Below are 15,937 nucleotides of genomic sequence, written 5' to 3'. Positions count from 1 at the left end.
CTCACTCCTCGCGCTTCTGTCGACCGGTGACGATGAGGGTGGCCGCTCCGACGCCGATGAGGACGATGCCGATTCCGATGAGCATCGCGTTGCCCTCGGCTCCCGTGCGCGGCAGCTCATCGGCTGGCGCCTTGGGCTTCTCCGCCACGGGTTCGACCGGCGGGGCAGTGCTCGGTGCGGGCGTCTTCGTCGATGGCGGCGGGCTCGGCTGTTCGGGCGGGGGTGGGGTCGTCGGAGGGGCCGGCGGCGCGCTCGGCTTCTCCTCAGGCGGACGTTCGACCGTCTCCGAGGGGATGCCCCAGTCGCTCGTCCAGCCTCGGTGGACCTCATCCTCGGCGATCGACGTCACGAACGTCACCCAGCCCACCGGCATCTCGATCGGCTCCGTGCTCACACTTGCCGTGCCCTCCTGATCGGCGACGACGGTGAAGTCCTGGACGTCGATCTCCGTGCCCGAGGCCTCGGGCGACTGCTTCGGCTGCGCGTCGGTGCGGTAGGCGGTCACGGTGAGCTTCGCCTCGGCGCCGGGACGCAGCCCGGACACCGCGATCTCGTCGGTGACCTGGGCGCCGGCGATCTCGGCCTGCGTGCTCGCCGTCGGCGTCCACGGGACGAACCCGGTCTCCTTCGGCTGTCCGTGGACGCCCGTCCATTCCTTCGTCGTCTCGTCACCGGCGATGGTCTCGGTGAAGTACACCCACCCGCGGAAGTCCGCAGGGATCCGGATCCCCGCCGAGGTGTGCGTCCCGTTCCCGATGTCTCTCGAGGTCACGGTGCCGATCGACTCGGCATCGTCGTTCTTCTTCCCGACCGTCGGTTTCGTCCTCGTCGCCCACAGCTCGTGGACGACGGTGACGGTGTCATCACCGATGAGCCCGGCGACCGTGAAGATGTCGGTGACCTCGTCGCCCGGCTGCGGCGTCTGCTCGGAGATCTCCGTGGTCACACGCGGTTGGGAGGTGAGGTCAACCTCGGCGGAATCGGTGACCGTCGTGGGCTCATCGGGCGTGATGACCCGCTGCACTCGGGTCCCCGAAGTCGGTGCGAAGAGCTTGACCGTGGTCGGGGCGAGACTCGCCTCGGCACTCACCGCCACGGTGCCCGGCTGTGAGGCGGTGAGCTTCGCAGTGGCCGGTTTCTCTCCGCTCGTCACACTTGTCGGCCCGTCGGCCCCGGTGATCGTCAGGGTGATCGGGACGTCGGGCACCTCCGTGTCCGAGGCCGAGGTGAGCGAGACGGTGAGGGTGACCGTGTTCGTCGTCGGCAGGCTGAGCTCCTTGCCGTCGTCGGGCTTCGCGTCGTACGGCTCGAGCTTCGGCATGTCGAGGACCGGTTCGAGGTCGACGGACAGCGTATAGGGGCCGGCGAACCGCTTCGCTTCGGCGGTGATCTGCGCATACTTCTTCGCGGCACCGGCGAACTTCTTCCCCAGCTCGTCCGGCTCCTGCGGGGGAACCGTGTGGTCGTGGTCGATCCGCTTGTCCGCGCGGGCGATCGCGCTGAGCGCCGCCTGGACATCGGCGGAGTCCGAATCGGAGTACTTGCTCAGCGCCCACGCCGTCTGCGGGGCCGTCACCGTCTGCGCCTTCGCATCGGTGAAGTTCTCCGGCAGCGGGGACTGCTTGCCCGCGTCGATGCAGTACGCGTAGGTGTCCGGGAACGTGCGGTAGGCGCCGTACCAGGTCCTGCCCTCGGGCGCCTCATACCAGAGGCCGGGCCCGTAGAGCTGCGACTTCGCCGACAGGGGTACCTCGCCGAGGCCGGCCTTCGCCGCCGCGGGAGACGATCCCAGGGCGGTGAGAAGGGCCAGGACGAGGAGGGTGAGGACGAACGGGTGCGTGTGTGGTCTGTGTGTGCTCATGCGTCGATTGCACGCCGAGTGTGCTGCGGATGACCAGAGGCGGATTCGGGCCTGTGGAAACCGTCTGAGCGTCCACAGGAATATGAGCACGAGTGAGGGCCGCGAGGTACCGGGGTGTGGAGGACAGTGGGTGCGGGCTGACGTGGGGGAGCGGTTCGGGCTGCTCGGTCGGGCGCGGTGGTCGACCGGATCCAGGGGATGAGAGGGAGTCGCCGTCCACAGGGAAATAAGCACGAGTCGACGTCAGCGCGAGGTGGCGGGAAGGTGGGAGAGTCCGAGGACGGGAGGCGAAGTGGGCTCAGAACGTTGGTGCGTTGTCGCCCGGGCATGACAAGCGTTGTCGCCGAAACTCAGGTGCGTTGTTGCCGAACAGACACGCAGCGCTCGGCCCTGTGTCAGTGTTCGACCGTAGACTGGACGAGCAGAAGCAGAGAACGCCCTGAACAGCGGCGTGGGAGTGCCCCACGGAGAAGGACGAGATATGTCGGAACAGTCGGGCCCAGGACAGGGCCAGGGCCCGAATCGGCCCGGTGATCGGCCCGGTGCCCCGAACCATCCCGTCCCTCCGCCGCACGTTCCGGGTCCGCAGGGTGGTCAGCGCTCCGGACCGCCCCCGATGCAGGGTCAGCCCCCGATGCAGGGCCAGCCGATGCAGCACCCGGGACCGGTGTCGGGCCTGCAGGGCCAGCCGATGGTGCAGGGCCGGAATCCGCAGCAGTTCGCGGGCCCGCCGCAGGGTCAGCCGCCGATGCAGGGCCAGCCCGCGATGCAGCAGGGCCCGCAGCAGTTCGCCGGGCCACCCGGCAGCATGAGGCCCCCGCGCGTCGATCCGCGCCGCAGCAACGACCGCTTCCGACCGCGACCGCGACAGACTCAGCGCACCGAACACTCCGGCCAGGCTCACCCCGGCCAGCACCAAGGCCAACCACCCCATAACCAGCCCCACCCCTACCGTGCCCAGCCGCACCCGCGCCTCATGCAGCAGCGGGTCTACGAACAGCCGCGCTTCGCCCCGACCGTGACCCAGGAGATGCGGGTGCGCGCGCAGATGCAGGCACCCCAGCAACGCGTCGCCGAGACCGCATGGACCGGGGCCGTGCGGCGTGCGGAACCACCACCCGAACCCGGATCGACGGGCAACGTCGTCCGCCTCGTCCTCGCCATCCTCGCCGTCTGCGTGCTCGTCTTCGGTCTCCTCGTCATGGCGATCTTCGGCGGCTACAACTTCGGCACCCGCCTCTTCGGCCTCATCGGCCTCTCCGCGATCCCGCTCATCGGGATCATCGCCTACGTCCTCTGGCTCGACAAGTGGAGACCGCAGCCGAAGCTCATCCTGGGCCTCTGCCTCCTCTGGGGTGCGGTCGCCTCGGTGGGACTCACCCTCTTCGTGTCATTCATCAGCGAGGTCGCGCTCTCCCTCGTCGGCGTCGGCGGCGTGCCCGACGTCTTCGCCACCGTCGTCCAGGCCCCCATCGTCGAGGAGACGGTGAAGACCTCCCTCCTCGTCGTCATCGTCCTTCTCGCCCGCCGTCACTTCGACGGCCCCCTCGACGGCCTCGTCTACGGCGCCCTCATCGGCGCGGGCTTCGCGTTCACGGAGAACGTCCTCTACCTCGGCGCGGCCTGGGAGGAGAGCACCTCAGGCCTGTGGGTGACCTTCGTGCTCCGCTGCCTGTGCTCGCCCCTGCTCCACACCGCGTTCTCCACCTGGGCGGGAGTGACGATCGGCTTCGCCGCCCGCAAATGGCCATGGTGGGCCGTGGTCCTCATGTGGCTGCCCGGACTTCTCATCGGCATGTGCCTCCACGCGATCTGGAACGGGTCGATGACCGGACTCCAGCTCATCAGCCCAGTCGCCCAGATCGTCGGCCTCATCGTCTTAAGCTTCATCCTCACCACCTGCTGGGTCGTCGTCGGACTCATCCTGCGCCGCAGCGAACGCCTCCACACGCTCAACATGCTCGGCGACTATGCGAACTCCGGATGGCTCTCCCACGCCGAGGTCGACATGCTCGGCACCTGGAAGGGGCGTCGCCGCGGCAAGCGCTGGGCGAAGTCGTTCCCCGGCGGCAAGGAGGAGATGCGCACGATGATCCGGCTGGCCGGTCAGCTCACGACCACCCGGATGCGCCTGCTCGCCGGCCTCGGCGGGCCGAAGGAGAAGACCATCGAGAGCTTCGAGCTGGGCGAGTTCTCCGACGCCCGCGACCGACTGCTGGCAGCCGCCAAGGGCGGGGCGAGGCCGGCCTCGTGATCGTCGTCGACATCATCATCGTCCTCCTCGGCATCGGTGCGCTCTTCCTCGGATTCCGGCAGGGCTTCATCGTGGGACTGTGCACGGTCGTCGGCTTCGTCGTCGGCTGGATCGCCGGACGCCTGCTCTCCCCGCTCGTCGAGAACCTCTCCGCAGGCACCTCGGCGATGCAGAACCCCGGCGTCATCGCCCTCCTCGCCGCGATGCCCCTGGTCCTCAGCGTCCTCTTCGCCTTCGCCGGCAACGCGATCGGCACGTGGATCCGCAAAGCTATGGACTCCGAGCTCGGCCAGGGCATCGACTCGATCGGCGGGACCGTGACCGCGGGCATCGTCTACGTCCTCGTCGTCTGGCTCGCCGCCGGATTCGTCCGCGCCACCCCGCTCGTCGAACCCAACCGGTGGGTCGCCGAATCCGCCGTCATCGCCGCGATCGACCGGACCATCCCGTACTCCTCGCAGGTGGCGCTGGGCGACCTCGCCTCGACCCTGCGCGCCACTGGCTTCCCGCAGGTGTTCTCCGGCCAGACCGAGCAGATCCGCGGAGTCGGCGAACCCGATACGGGAATGGTCGACGTCGGCCGGCAGGTCGAGGAGTCCGTCGTCAAGATCACGACGACGACCACGACGTGCTCGGCCGGGTCCGAAGGCACGGGGTTCGTCTACGACAACGGCCTCGTGGCGACCAACGCCCACGTCGTCGCCGGCTCCACGGGACTGGCCGTGCAGGTCGGGGGCACAGGTCGTCCCTATTCCGCCGAGGTGGTCGAATTCGATCCCGAAGCCGACGTCGCCGTGCTCCGGGTTCCCGACCTCGACGCTCCCGCCCTCGAGTTCGGCTCACCGGCCGGCCCCGGCGACGACTCCGTCGTCGTCGGCTACCCCGGCAACGGCCCGTACACGATCTCCCCGTCACGGGTGCGCGAGAAGATCAACGCCCGCGGACTCGACATCTACGACGAGGACAGCGTCGTGCGCGAGGTGTACTCGGTGCGCGGCATCGTCCGCGAAGGCAACTCGGGCGGGCCGCTGCTCGACGCGGACGGCAACGTCATCGGCATGGTCTTCGCCCGTTCGGCCACCGACGAGGAGACCGGCTACGCACTCACCCGCGCCGAGATCCGCGACGAACTCCAGTCGGGCGCGAACAGCACCACCCCGCAGCCGACCGGGCAGTGCACGAAATAAGACGAGTGCACGAAATAGGGCAGTGCCCGACGCAGACCGCCCTCAGGCGAGGTCGAGTCCGGCGAGGACCGCGCGGTGGTCGCTCGTGCCCTGGTCGAGGACGCGGTCGGAGGTCACGTCGAAGCCGCGGTAGAGGATGTGGTCGAGACGCGTCACCGGGAAGACCGCCGGCCACGTGAACCCGAAGCCGCCGCCCGCCTCGACGCGGGAGTCCTCGAGCGGAGGAACGAGTTCGGAGAAGTTCCGGTCCGTCGTCGCCGTGTTGAAGTCACCGGCGACGATGATCTGCGCGGATTCGTCGGCGGCGACGACCGTGGAGAGTCGGCGCAGCGCGGCATTGCGCATCGCCTCCTTGCCGGGACGCACCGAGGGCATGTGCACGGCGTAGAAGCGGACCTTGCCGTGATCCGTCGTCACCGTCGTCGCGAACGCCCGCTGCCAGGGCAGACCGAGGTCGACCTCCTCGGGCGCCGACATCGGCCACTTCGACCACACCCCGACGGTGCCCACCACGCGCGAGTACTCGAACGATGAGTCCAGCTGCTTGCGGATGATCCTGCCCGAGAGCGATTCGAGCTCCTGGATCGTGAGGATGTCGGGTTCGGCGTCGATGAGGCTCTGCGCGGTCGCCGTCGGCTGCGGCAGCCTGGCCCCGACGTTCTGCGTACCCACGGTGAGATCGGGAGTCCCGGCCTCCTCGGCGGGCAGCAGCGCCCCACCGAACATCGTCAGCCACACGATCGAGGGCAGGAGCACGCCGAGGGCGGAGAGGATCGAGAAGCGGAAGAGCGCCATGAGGAGGATGAGTCCGACGAACACCCCGGTCCACGGCAGCACACTCTCGACGAGCAGGGCGATGCCGCCCCGGGCGGGCAGCAGGTCGTGGAGCAGGAGGAACGCAGCATAGAGGATGCCGAAGACGAGTGCGGTGACTCCCTTCGCGGACCTCCGCGCGGGCTTGGTTCGGGGGTATGCCTGATTCATCGATTAGACAGCCTAACCGTGAAGTCTGGCCCCCTCCTGGGTGAGCAGTGCGATCCGCGTCACCGGTGCGCGGTCGCCGACCACACGGTGACGTCAGGGTGCGTGTCGTACCGGTAGCCCGATCCCCGCATCGTGCGGATGACCGAGGAATGCTCGCCGAGGCGGCGGCGCAGCCGGCGGATGTGGACGTCGACGGTGCGTTCGTCCGGTTCGTCCGCGCCCGACCACACGGCGGCGATGAGCGCTTCGCGCGGCAGCGTCTCATCGGCGTGGGAGACGAGGGTGGCGAGCAGGTCGAACTCCTTCGTCGTGACGTCGACGAGTTCGCCCTCGATGCGCACCTCCCGGCGGGGGATGTCGATGCGCAGGCGCTCGGCGGCCTTCTCCGGGAAGCTCTCGGACTCCCGCAGGGCCGGCGGGTGGATGCGGTTGGGAATGCGGGAGCGGACCGGTCCATGCGTGCCGGCCGGGGTGCCGCTGGCGGCAGGGGAGCCGGTGGCGACGGCGCGCACCGCGTCGATGTCGCTGCCGCGACCCTCGGGGGCCAGGGCGATGACGGCCTGCGTCTCCGCCTGCGAGGCGAGCTCCTTCGCATATGCCTGGAGCTCCCCGGCGATCGCGGAGAGGTTCGTGCCGTCGGCGGCGGCCTTCGACTCGTCGAGGCCGATGTAGACGATGATGCCGCGGGCGGCCTTCGGCGACGGCACGACCCCGGAGGGACCGTACGTGTGGGGCGGGTTCTGCGGGTCGACGGCGCTCAACCTGGCTCCTGCCCGCCGGACGGCGACTGCGCTGCGGGGGTGGACGTAGTTCGGTTCTGGGTTCGGCATACCTGTCCTCTGAATGGTGAGGTGGGATCCGCTGCGTTGAAGACGTGCACTCGTTCGCGGTCGGACAGCGGAAGGACGATCACCGACGACGAACGCAGGGCATGCACATGGCTGCCGCACACATTCGAGGCTGATACGTCGCAGAGGTCATGGCTTCATTATTCGTCACACTCATCAGAGCGTGCAAAGGATTCGCCGCTTTTGAGACGACTGTGACGGAATATGACGAACCGGGTCGAGTCGACGACCCTAGTCGACGATGCCGTACATCCGGTCGCCGGCGTCGCCGAGTCCGGGAACGATGTATCCCTGCTCGTTGAGGCGCTCGTCGAGGGCGGCGGTGTAGATCTCGACGTTCGCGGACTTCCCGTAATCCTGCTCGATGCGCTCGACGCCCTCGGGGGCGGAGACGAGGCACACCGCGGTGACGTCGCGGGCGCCGCGGGCCAGGAGGAAGTCGATGGCCATGGCCAGGGTGCCGCCGGTCGCGAGCATGGGATCGACGACGAAGATCTGCCGACCGCTCAGGTCATCGGGCAGACGGTCGGCGTACGCGGTGGGCTCGAACGTCGTCTCGTCGCGGACCATGCCGAGGAAACCCACCTCGGCGGTGGGCAGGATGCGCAGCATCCCGTCGAGCATGCCGAGGCCGGCACGGAGGATCGGGACGACGACGGGGCGCGGTTCGGCCAGGCGTGAGCCGGTGAACGTCGCGACCGGGGTCCTGCCCTCACGGTCTTCGACGGCGACCGAGCGCGTCGCCTCGTAGGCGAGCAGCATGACGAGCTCCTCGGTGAGCTGCCGGAACCGCGCGGAATCGGTCGACTCGTCGCGGAGGACGCTGAGCTTGTGGGCGATGAGCGGGTGATCGGCTACGTGAAGGCGCATACAGGAAATGGTACGTCGAAACACCTGCGCGGAATGCGCGGATCCTGTGGTGAAAGGACTGCGAAGAGTCCACAATGGAGACATGTCCTACTTCAGTGAGATCCTCGCCGACACCGGCGACGGCTTCCGAGCCCTCGACGTCGACGTCCGTGACGCCACGGACCTCGACAGCCTCGTCGACATGATGCGCACCACCGGCTCCGACGACGGCGAAGCGGTCGCGGTCATCGAACACGAGGACGAATGGTTCGGCCTCGTGCGCCTGTGCGAGGACAACGAGGTCAAGGTCTTCCTCTCCGACCTTCGCGCCGTCGAACTCAGCCCGTTCGCCGTGATCTTCACCGACTACCTCGACTCCCGCCCCGACGCCTACGAAGCCGAGCCGGAGGATGAGTTCGGCCTCGACGAGGAGGCCTCCGCCTCCGATGAGGACGAGGACGAGGAGGATGAGGAGGTCGAGATGCTCGACTTCGACGGCGACGCCGAATGGGGCGGGGACGCCGACATCTACGCCGACCGCGGACTGCCCGCGGCCGACCTCATCGAACAGGTCGAGAAGTACCGGTCCGACCCGGCCCGAGTCGTCGCCCACGTCGGCGAGACCGTGGGCTTCGCCGACCAGCTCGAGGCCGCACGCTGAACCCGGATCAGCCGCCGACCGAACTCGGGTTCGGCGGGCATGCCGAGTTCTCCGCGTGGATGGCCCTCGCCCTCGCCGAGGCGGCCGAAGCCTCCCGCCATGACGACGTTCCCGTCGGGGCGCTCGTCCTCGATGGGAACGGACGGATCATCGGGACCGGGCACAACCGGCGCGAGATCGATGCGGACCCGCTCGGACACGCCGAGCTCATCGCCCTGCGGTCCGCCGCCGAGTTCACGGGGCGGTGGCGCCTCGACGGCTGCACCCTCGTCGTCACCTTGGAACCCTGCGTGATGTGCGCCGGCGCGATCGTCGGCTCCCGGATCGCCCGCCTCGTCTACGGCGCCTTCGACGACAAGGCCGGCGCCGTCGGCTCCGTCTGGGACATTCCCCGCGACCGTGCTTCCCTCCACCACCCCGAGGTCTACGCGGGTGTGCAGGCGAGTGCGTGTGCGGCCCTGCTGAGTGACTTCTTCGCCGCGAAGCGGGCATGAGCCGGCGGGCGTGACCGCTCTCACGAGTTGAGGATTTGGCCTGCTCACCGCACCGACTGTATTGTTGTCGGCGGTGGCGTGTCCGAGCGGCCGAAGGTGCAACACTCGAAATGTTGTGTACGGTAACCCCGTACCGTGGGTTCAAATCCCACCGCCACCGCCAAAGGAAACCCCTGGTCAGCCAGGGGTTTTCTGCTGTCCGAGGCACGATCGGGACTGCGCCGGTCGTACACTGGTGGCAGTGGGGCCGGGATCCGCCCGGGCCTCCTGTGACGATTGACACACATGCACGTGTGCGGCCAGACTGTCCAGATGAAACAGAAATAGTTTTCCGCATCATGGAAGTGCCGGAAGCGGCCTTCCAGCGGGTCCTGTCTCGTTTCAATGCGCACGTTCAAGGCGCAGGGCCACGACGACGATGTCGCGGCCGACCAAATCGAACAGTTTGAGGTGGTCCATGACAATGGCAGACAAACACGTATCGGATGACGAGCGGGGGTCGGAGACCAGCGTCCCCGACCGCAGCAGTCCGAGTGCACTGGACAGATTCTTCGAGATAACCAAGCGCGGCTCCTCGGTGCGACAGGAGATCCGCGGCGGCATCGTCGCCTTCGTGGCGATGGCCTACATCGTCGTGCTCAACCCGCTCATCCTCGGCGGCTCCGCCGACGTCACCGGCGGCACGCTCGACTTCGCCCAGCTCACGGCCGTGACCGGGCTCGTCGCGGGTCTCATCACGATCCTCTTCGGCGTCGTCGCGAGGCTCCCGTTCGCCCTCGCCGCAGGCCTGGGCATGAACAGCTTCCTCGCCGTCTCCGTCGTCCAGGAGGTCACGTGGGCCGAGGCGATGGGGCTGGTCATCATCAACGGCATCATCATCGTCCTCCTCGGCGCCACCGGCATCCGCACGGCGATCTTCAACGCCGTGCCGCACGCGCTCAAGATCGCGATCACCGTGGGCATCGGACTCTTCATCGCCTTCATCGGCTTCGTCAACTCCGGCTTCGTCACCCGCACCCCGGCCGGGCCCCCGGTCCAGTTGGGTCAGGACGGGTCGATCACCTCGCTGCCGACGCTCGTCTTCATCGGCGCGCTCATCCTCATCGGGGTGCTCGTCGCCCGCAAGGTCCCCGGCGGCATCCTCATCGGGATGATCGTCGCGACGATCGCGGCGATCATCATCCAGGCGTTCGCGAAGCTCGGCACCGTCGGCGACCCGGTCAACCCCGACCCCCAGGGCTGGAACCTCAGCGCACCGCAGCTGCCCAGCCAGGTCGTCGCCCTGCCGGACTTCTCGCTCATCGGCGCCTTCGACCTCTTCGGGTCCTTCGAACGCATCGGCGTGCTCGCGGCGACGATGCTCGTCTTCACCCTCGTGTTCACGAACTTCTTCGACGCGATGGGCACGATGACGGGTCTGGCCCGCAGCGCGGGCCTGCAGACCGATGACGGGATGTTCCCCCGCATCCGCGGCGCCTTCATCGTCGAAGGTCTCGGCGCGGTCGCCGGCGGCGGTGCCTCGGCCTCGTCGAACACCGTCTTCGTCGACTCGGCGGCAGGCATCGCCGAAGGCGCGAGAACGGGTCTGGCTGCGTGCGTGACCGGTGTGCTCTTCCTGCTCTCGATGTTCTTCGCCCCGCTCATCGGCGTCATCCCGATGGAGGCCGGTGCGGCCGCCCTCGTCGTCGTCGGCGCGATGATGGTCACCCAGATCCGCGAGATCGACTTGAGCGACTTCCGCACCTCGCTGCCGGTCTTCCTCACCATGGTGACGATGCCGCTGACCTACTCCATCGCCAACGGCATCGGCGTCGGCTTCATCTCATGGGCCGTCATTCACGCCTTCAGCCGCCGCGGACAGCACGTCCACTGGCTGCTCTGGGTCGTCTCCGTCGGATTCGTCCTCTACTTCGTTCGCGGTCCCATTTCGGCTATGTTGGGAGGATGAGCATTGTGACGGAGCAGACAGTCTGGACGAAGGGGCAGATCGCCCACGGCGACTGACGCACGCCGGTCCGTCGGTGCACCCTGCCCCGACGCCCTCACCGCTCTCCGCTGCTGTTCGCATGGATAACCAGAAGTCCGGGAGAGCGAAGGCAACTGTTCCAACCATGCACTGTGCGCCTCAGCGACGAGGCGCAGGAGGTGAGTGCGATGTCCGCGTCAACCACGGAACGCTCCCGCTGTCGGATCTCGGTCAACGGCACCGAGAAGGACTTCGACGGCCCCACACACGAAAATGCCCTCGACTTCCTCCGCGGTCAGGGGCTCACAGCAGCCAAGGAAGGCTGCGCGGAAGGCGAATGCGGAGCCTGTGCGATCCTGCTCGCCCGCCCCGACGGTGAAGGAATCCGCTGGACCTCGGTCAATGCGTGCCTGCTGCCTGCGGCCGCCCTCGACGGCCAGGAGATCATCACCGCCGAAGGCCTCGCCGAGGCGGAGACCTACCATCCCGTCCAAGAGGAGATGGCCGTGCGCGGGGGCTCCCAGTGCGGATACTGCACCCCCGGCTTCATCTGCTCGATGGCCGCCGAATACTACCGGCCCGAGCGTCCCACGGACTCCGACCCCCACCACGGTCCCAACGGCTTCGACATCCACGCCCTGTCCGGCAACCTCTGCCGCTGCACCGGCTACCGCCCCATCAAGGACGCCGCGTACGCGCTCGGGAACCCCACCGAGGCCGATGCGCTCGCCGCGCGCCGCACCGACCCGGCCCCCGCCTCGGCGCGGACCGACCTCCACCGCCCCGACACCCCCACCGGGGAGCTCGGACGCTTCCGCCGCCCGGGCGACCTCGCCGAGGCGCTCGACATCCTCGCCGCCGAACCCGAGGTGCTCCTCGTCGCCGGGGCCACCGACTGGGGTGTGGAGGTCAACATCAAGGGCGCGCGGGCCAAGTCGCTGCTCGCGATCGACCGCCTCCCCGAACTCCGCGGGATCCGCTTCACGGAGACCCACGTCGAGATCGGCGCCGCGCACACGCTCAGCGAGATCGAACGGGAGCTCAACGGCTCCGTGCCGCTGCTGGGCAAACTGTTGCCCCAGTTCGCCTCCCGGCTCATCCGCAATGGGGCGACGATCGGAGGCAACCTCGGCACCGGTTCGCCCATCGGCGACACCCCGCCGGCGCTGCTCGCCCTCGAAGCCGACCTCGTCCTCGCCTCCGCCGAAGGTGAGCGCACCGTGGCACTGGCCGACTACTTCACCGGCTACCGGCAGACCGTGCGCGCCCCCGGCGAACTCATCAGATCGGTGAGGATCCCGCTGCCGCTGGCCCCGCTCACCTCGTTCCAGAAGATCGCCAAACGCCGCTTCGACGACATCTCCTCGGTCGCGATCGGCTACGCCGTCGACGTCGTCGACGGAACCGTGGCCAAGGCCCGGATCGGCCTCGGCGGGGTCGCCGCGACCCCGCTGCGGGCACGCGCGACGGAGGCCGCGATCGAAGGCCGGCCGTGGAGTCTTGAGACCGTCCACGCTGCCGCAGACGTCCTCGCCTCCGAGGGCACCCCGATGGACGATCACCGGGCCAGCTCCCGGTACCGCACCGCGATGCTGCGGTCGTCACTCGAACGCTTCTTCGCCGAGCAGCTCGGCACCATGGATCAGGAGGCAGGACGATGAGCCATCTCTCCCAGCGCCCCGCCGACCCCGTCGTCGGCGAATCCCACCACCATGAGAGCGCCTTCGGCCACGTCACCGGGGCCGCCCTCTACACCGACGACCTCATCGGACGCCTCACCGGCGTCCTCCACGCCTACCCCGTCCGGTCTGAGCACGCGCACGCCCGACTCGAGAGCCTCGACACCGCCCCCGCCTACGAGATCCCCGGAGTCGTCCGGGTGATCACGGCCGCCGATGTCCCCGGCGTCAACGACCAGGGCGTCAAACACGACGAGCCGATGCTGCCGACAGAGGAGATCATGTTCTTCGGCCAGCCGGTCGCGTGGGTGCTCGGCGAGGACCTCGAAGCGGCCAAGGCCGGAGCCGCCGCCGTCACGGTCGAGGCCAGCCCGCTGCCCTCGCTCGTCACCGTCACCGATGCGATCGCCGCCGGCAGCTACCACGGCGTCCAACCCGTCATCGACAAAGGCGACGTCGAGGGGGCGTTCGCCGACGCCACGCACGTCTTCACCGGAGAGTTCGAGTTCGCCGGGCAGGAGCACTTCTACCTCGAGACGCAGGCCTCGCTGGCCCACGTCGACGAGAACGGGCAGGTCTTCGTCCAATGCTCGACCCAGCACCCCACGGAGACTCAGGACATCGTCTCCCATGTGCTCGGGATCCCCGCCAACGAGGTGACCGTCCAGTGCCTGCGCATGGGCGGAGGCTTCGGCGGCAAGGAGATGCAGCCCCACGGCTACGCGGCACTGGCCGCCCTCGGCGCGAAGCTCACCGGCCGGCCCGTGCGCCTGCGGCTCGACCGGACGCTCGACATCACGATGACCGGCAAACGCCACGGCTTCCACTCGACGTGGCGCATCGGCTTCGACTCCGAGGGCCGCATCCTCGCCCTCGACGCGACGCTCACCGCCGACGGCGGATGGAGCCTCGACCTCTCCGAACCCGTGCTCACCCGCGCGATGTGCCACATCGACAACGCGTACTGGGTGCCCAACATCCGCGTCCACGGGCGGGTCGCGAAATGCCACAAGACCTCGCAGACGGCCTTCCGCGGCTTCGGCGGACCCCAGGGGATGCTCGTCATGGAGGACATCCTCGGTCGGGTCGCCCCGCAGCTCGGCATCGACGCCGCCGAGCTGCGCCGCCGCAACTTCTACCAGGCCGGCCAGGACACCCCCTACTACCAGCCGGTGCGCCACCCCGATCGGATCGCGGCCGCCTGGGATCAGGTCATCACGTCCGCCGAGGTGGAGGCCCGGTCGGCGGAGATCGCTGCGTTCAACGCCACCCACTCCGACGTCAAACGGGGTCTGGCGATCACGCCCGTGAAGTTCGGCATCTCCTTCAACCTCACCGCCTTCAACCAGGGTGGGGCGCTCGTGCTGGTGTACAAGGACGGTTCGGTCCTCATCACCCACGGTGGGACGGAGATGGGGCAGGGCCTGCACATGAAGATGCTCCAGGTCGCCGCCACCTCCCTGGGCGTGCCGCTGTCGACGGTGCGGCTCGCGCCCACGCGCACGGACAAGGTCCCCAACACCTCGGCGACGGCGGCGAGCTCCGGCTCCGACCTCAACGGCGGGGCCGTCAAGGACGCGTGCGAGCAGATCCTCGGCCGCCTCAAGCAGGTCGCCGCGGGACTCCTCGGAGCGCCCGCGCACGAGGTCGAGATCAGCCGCGGCATCGTCAGCGCGCTCTCGACGTCGAAGACGATCACGTGGGAGGAGCTGATCAACACCGCGTACTTCCAGCGGATCCAGCTCTCGGCTTCCGGTTTCTACCGCACCGAAGGCCTCCACTGGGATCTCTCGACGATGCGCGGCGAACCCTTCAAGTACTTCGCGTACGGGGTCGCGGCGAGCGAGGTCGAGGTCAGCCGCTTCGACGGCTCGTACGTCCTCCGGCGGGTCGACATCGTCCACGACGTCGGCGACTCGCTCTCCCCGCTCATCGACCTGGGCCAGATCGAAGGCGGCTTCGTCCAGGGCACCGGCTGGCTCACCCTCGAGGACCTGCGCTGGGATGAGAGCGACAAGCCGAGTCGGGGCAGGTTGGCCACGCAGGCGGCGAGCACGTACAAGATCCCGAGCTTCTCCGAGGTGCCCGAGGTCTTCAACGTCTCCCTGCTCGAGAAGGCCCACGAGGAGGGCGCCGTCTACGGGTCGAAGGCCGTGGGCGAACCCCCGCTCATGCTCGCCTTCTCCGTCCGCGAGGCCCTGCGGGAGGCGGTCGCCGCCTTCGGCCGACCGGGCACCTCGGTCGAACTCGCGTCCCCGGCCACCCCGGAAGCGGTGTTCTGGGCGCTCGAGGCGGTGCGCGAGTCCGCGCCCGCCGCCGTCGTGTCATGACCTGGATGGACACCGCGGCGAGGCTGCGCGAGCAGCGGGTGCCGGCCGTGCTCGTCACCCTCGTTTCCGTGCGCGGACATGCGCCCAGGGAGGCGGGGGCGAAGATGATCGTCACCGATGAGAAGGACTTCGGCACGATCGGCGGCGGCAATCTCGAGATGACCGCGGTCACTCGGGCCCGGGAGATGCTCGAGGAGGCTGCGGGCTCGCATGCCGAACCGGAGATGCTCACCCTGCGGCTCAACGACAAGGCGCCGGCGAAGCATGGGCGCCAATGCTGCGGGGGAGAGGTCACCGTCCTCCTCGAACCGCTGCCCGTGGCCGCCTCGGTGGCGATCTTCGGCATCGGCAACATCGGACTCGAACTCACCCGCATCCTCGCCCGCCTCGACCTCGACCTCGACGTCAGCGACTCCCGGCCCGAACAGCTGGCCGAGATCGACCGGCTCGAGCCGCCGGTGGCGAACGTCCGCCGTCACTTCGCCGTCATCGGCGAAGAGGTGCTCACGACCCTGCCCGCCGGGGCGCACGTGTACATCATGACCCACGACCATGCCGAGGACCTCCACCTCTGCGACGCCGCCCTGCGCCGCGGGGACCTCGGCACGATCGGGCTCATCGGCTCGTCTGCGAAATGGCAGCGCTTCCGCAAGGCCCTCATCGCCGAAGGCCACACGCCTGAGGCCGTCGACACGATCACCTGCCCCATCGGGCTGCCCGAACTGCCGGGCAAGCATCCCGCGACGATCGCCGTGAGCGTCGCCGCGGACCTCCTCGGCCGACTGGCCTGAGCCCCGAACTCTTCCATCCCGCCTCCAGAGAGG

The 15,937-nt window shown here is 68.7% G+C and carries 12 protein-coding genes and 1 tRNA gene; 9 read left to right on the top strand and 4 right to left on the bottom strand.

Translation table 11 applies throughout. The features are described from left to right. Position 1 precedes the first annotated feature (1 nt). Entirely contained in the window at positions 2–1,861 is a 1,860-nt protein-coding gene (locus AAHA49_RS10965; protein ID WP_339393101.1) for an LPXTG cell wall anchor domain-containing protein, read from the bottom strand. 481 nt (positions 1,862–2,342) lie between these two features. Here AAHA49_RS10965 and AAHA49_RS10960 point away from each other — a divergent pair, with 481 nt between their 5' ends. Both AAHA49_RS10960 and AAHA49_RS10955 read left to right on the top strand, forming a co-directional pair. Further along, the gene (locus AAHA49_RS10960) at positions 2,343–4,115 is read left to right on the top strand and encodes a PrsW family intramembrane metalloprotease (protein ID WP_342038305.1); all 1,773 of its coding nucleotides are present in this window, start codon (positions 2,343–2,345) and stop codon (positions 4,113–4,115) included. Next, a complete protein-coding gene (locus AAHA49_RS10955; RefSeq protein WP_342038304.1) occupies positions 4,112–5,302 on the top strand; it encodes a MarP family serine protease in 1,191 nt (396 codons plus the stop codon). Before AAHA49_RS10960 ends, AAHA49_RS10955 begins: the two co-directional genes overlap by 4 nt. 42 nt (positions 5,303–5,344) lie before the next feature. Here the strand turns inward: AAHA49_RS10955 and AAHA49_RS10950 are convergent, their stop codons facing one another. From AAHA49_RS10950 to upp, 3 genes are all read right to left on the bottom strand, one after another. Further along, positions 5,345–6,286 (bottom strand): endonuclease/exonuclease/phosphatase family protein, encoded by a 942-nt coding sequence (locus tag AAHA49_RS10950; protein ID WP_342038303.1) that lies wholly within the window; start codon positions 6,284–6,286, stop codon positions 5,345–5,347. A gap of 59 nt (positions 6,287–6,345) precedes the next feature. Further along, positions 6,346–7,116 carry a winged helix-turn-helix domain-containing protein gene (locus AAHA49_RS10945; RefSeq protein ID WP_339393097.1) on the bottom strand — a complete coding sequence of 257 codons (771 nt, stop codon included), beginning with the start codon at positions 7,114–7,116 and terminating at the stop codon, positions 6,346–6,348. Positions 7,117–7,365: 249 nt separating this feature from the next. Continuing rightward, complete coding sequence (upp, locus tag AAHA49_RS10940) at positions 7,366–8,004, bottom strand: uracil phosphoribosyltransferase (RefSeq protein WP_342038302.1); 639 nt, start codon at positions 8,002–8,004, stop codon at positions 7,366–7,368. Between the two features lie 82 nt (positions 8,005–8,086). Between upp and AAHA49_RS10935 the strand changes: the two genes are divergently transcribed. The 7 genes from AAHA49_RS10935 to xdhC all read left to right on the top strand — a co-directional run bounded on the left by AAHA49_RS10935 (position 8,087) and on the right by xdhC (position 15,904). Next, positions 8,087–8,644 (top strand): tRNA adenosine deaminase-associated protein, encoded by a 558-nt coding sequence (locus AAHA49_RS10935; protein ID WP_342038301.1) that lies wholly within the window; start codon positions 8,087–8,089, stop codon positions 8,642–8,644. Between the two features lie 59 nt (positions 8,645–8,703). Next, entirely contained in the window at positions 8,704–9,138 is a 435-nt protein-coding gene (locus AAHA49_RS10930) for a nucleoside deaminase (RefSeq protein WP_342038300.1), read from the top strand. 72 nt (positions 9,139–9,210) lie between these two features. Next, positions 9,211–9,301, top strand: a tRNA-Ser gene (locus tag AAHA49_RS10925). A gap of 294 nt (positions 9,302–9,595) precedes the next feature. Further along, positions 9,596–11,086, top strand: a complete 1,491-nt coding sequence (locus tag AAHA49_RS10920) for an NCS2 family permease (protein WP_422614436.1) — start codon at positions 9,596–9,598, stop codon at positions 11,084–11,086. A gap of 206 nt (positions 11,087–11,292) precedes the next feature. Continuing rightward, entirely contained in the window at positions 11,293–12,765 is a 1,473-nt protein-coding gene (locus AAHA49_RS10915) for a xanthine dehydrogenase small subunit (protein WP_342038299.1), read from the top strand. Next, positions 12,762–15,113: a xanthine dehydrogenase molybdopterin binding subunit gene (gene xdhB / locus AAHA49_RS10910; RefSeq protein WP_342038298.1), complete on the top strand. Its 2,352-nt coding sequence runs from the start codon at positions 12,762–12,764 to the stop codon at positions 15,111–15,113. Before AAHA49_RS10915 ends, xdhB begins: the two co-directional genes overlap by 4 nt. After that, positions 15,110–15,904, top strand: coding sequence for a xanthine dehydrogenase accessory protein XdhC (xdhC, locus tag AAHA49_RS10905; protein ID WP_342038297.1), 795 nt, complete (start codon positions 15,110–15,112; stop codon positions 15,902–15,904). The genes xdhB and xdhC overlap by 4 nt, the downstream gene beginning before the upstream one ends. Positions 15,905–15,937: the final 33 nt, after the last annotated feature.

The sequence above is a fragment of the Brevibacterium ammoniilyticum genome, assembly GCF_038429965.1.
Classification (GTDB): domain Bacteria; phylum Actinomycetota; class Actinomycetes; order Actinomycetales; family Brevibacteriaceae; genus Brevibacterium; species Brevibacterium ammoniilyticum.
This window is presented reverse-complemented; position numbering and strand designations above follow the sequence as displayed.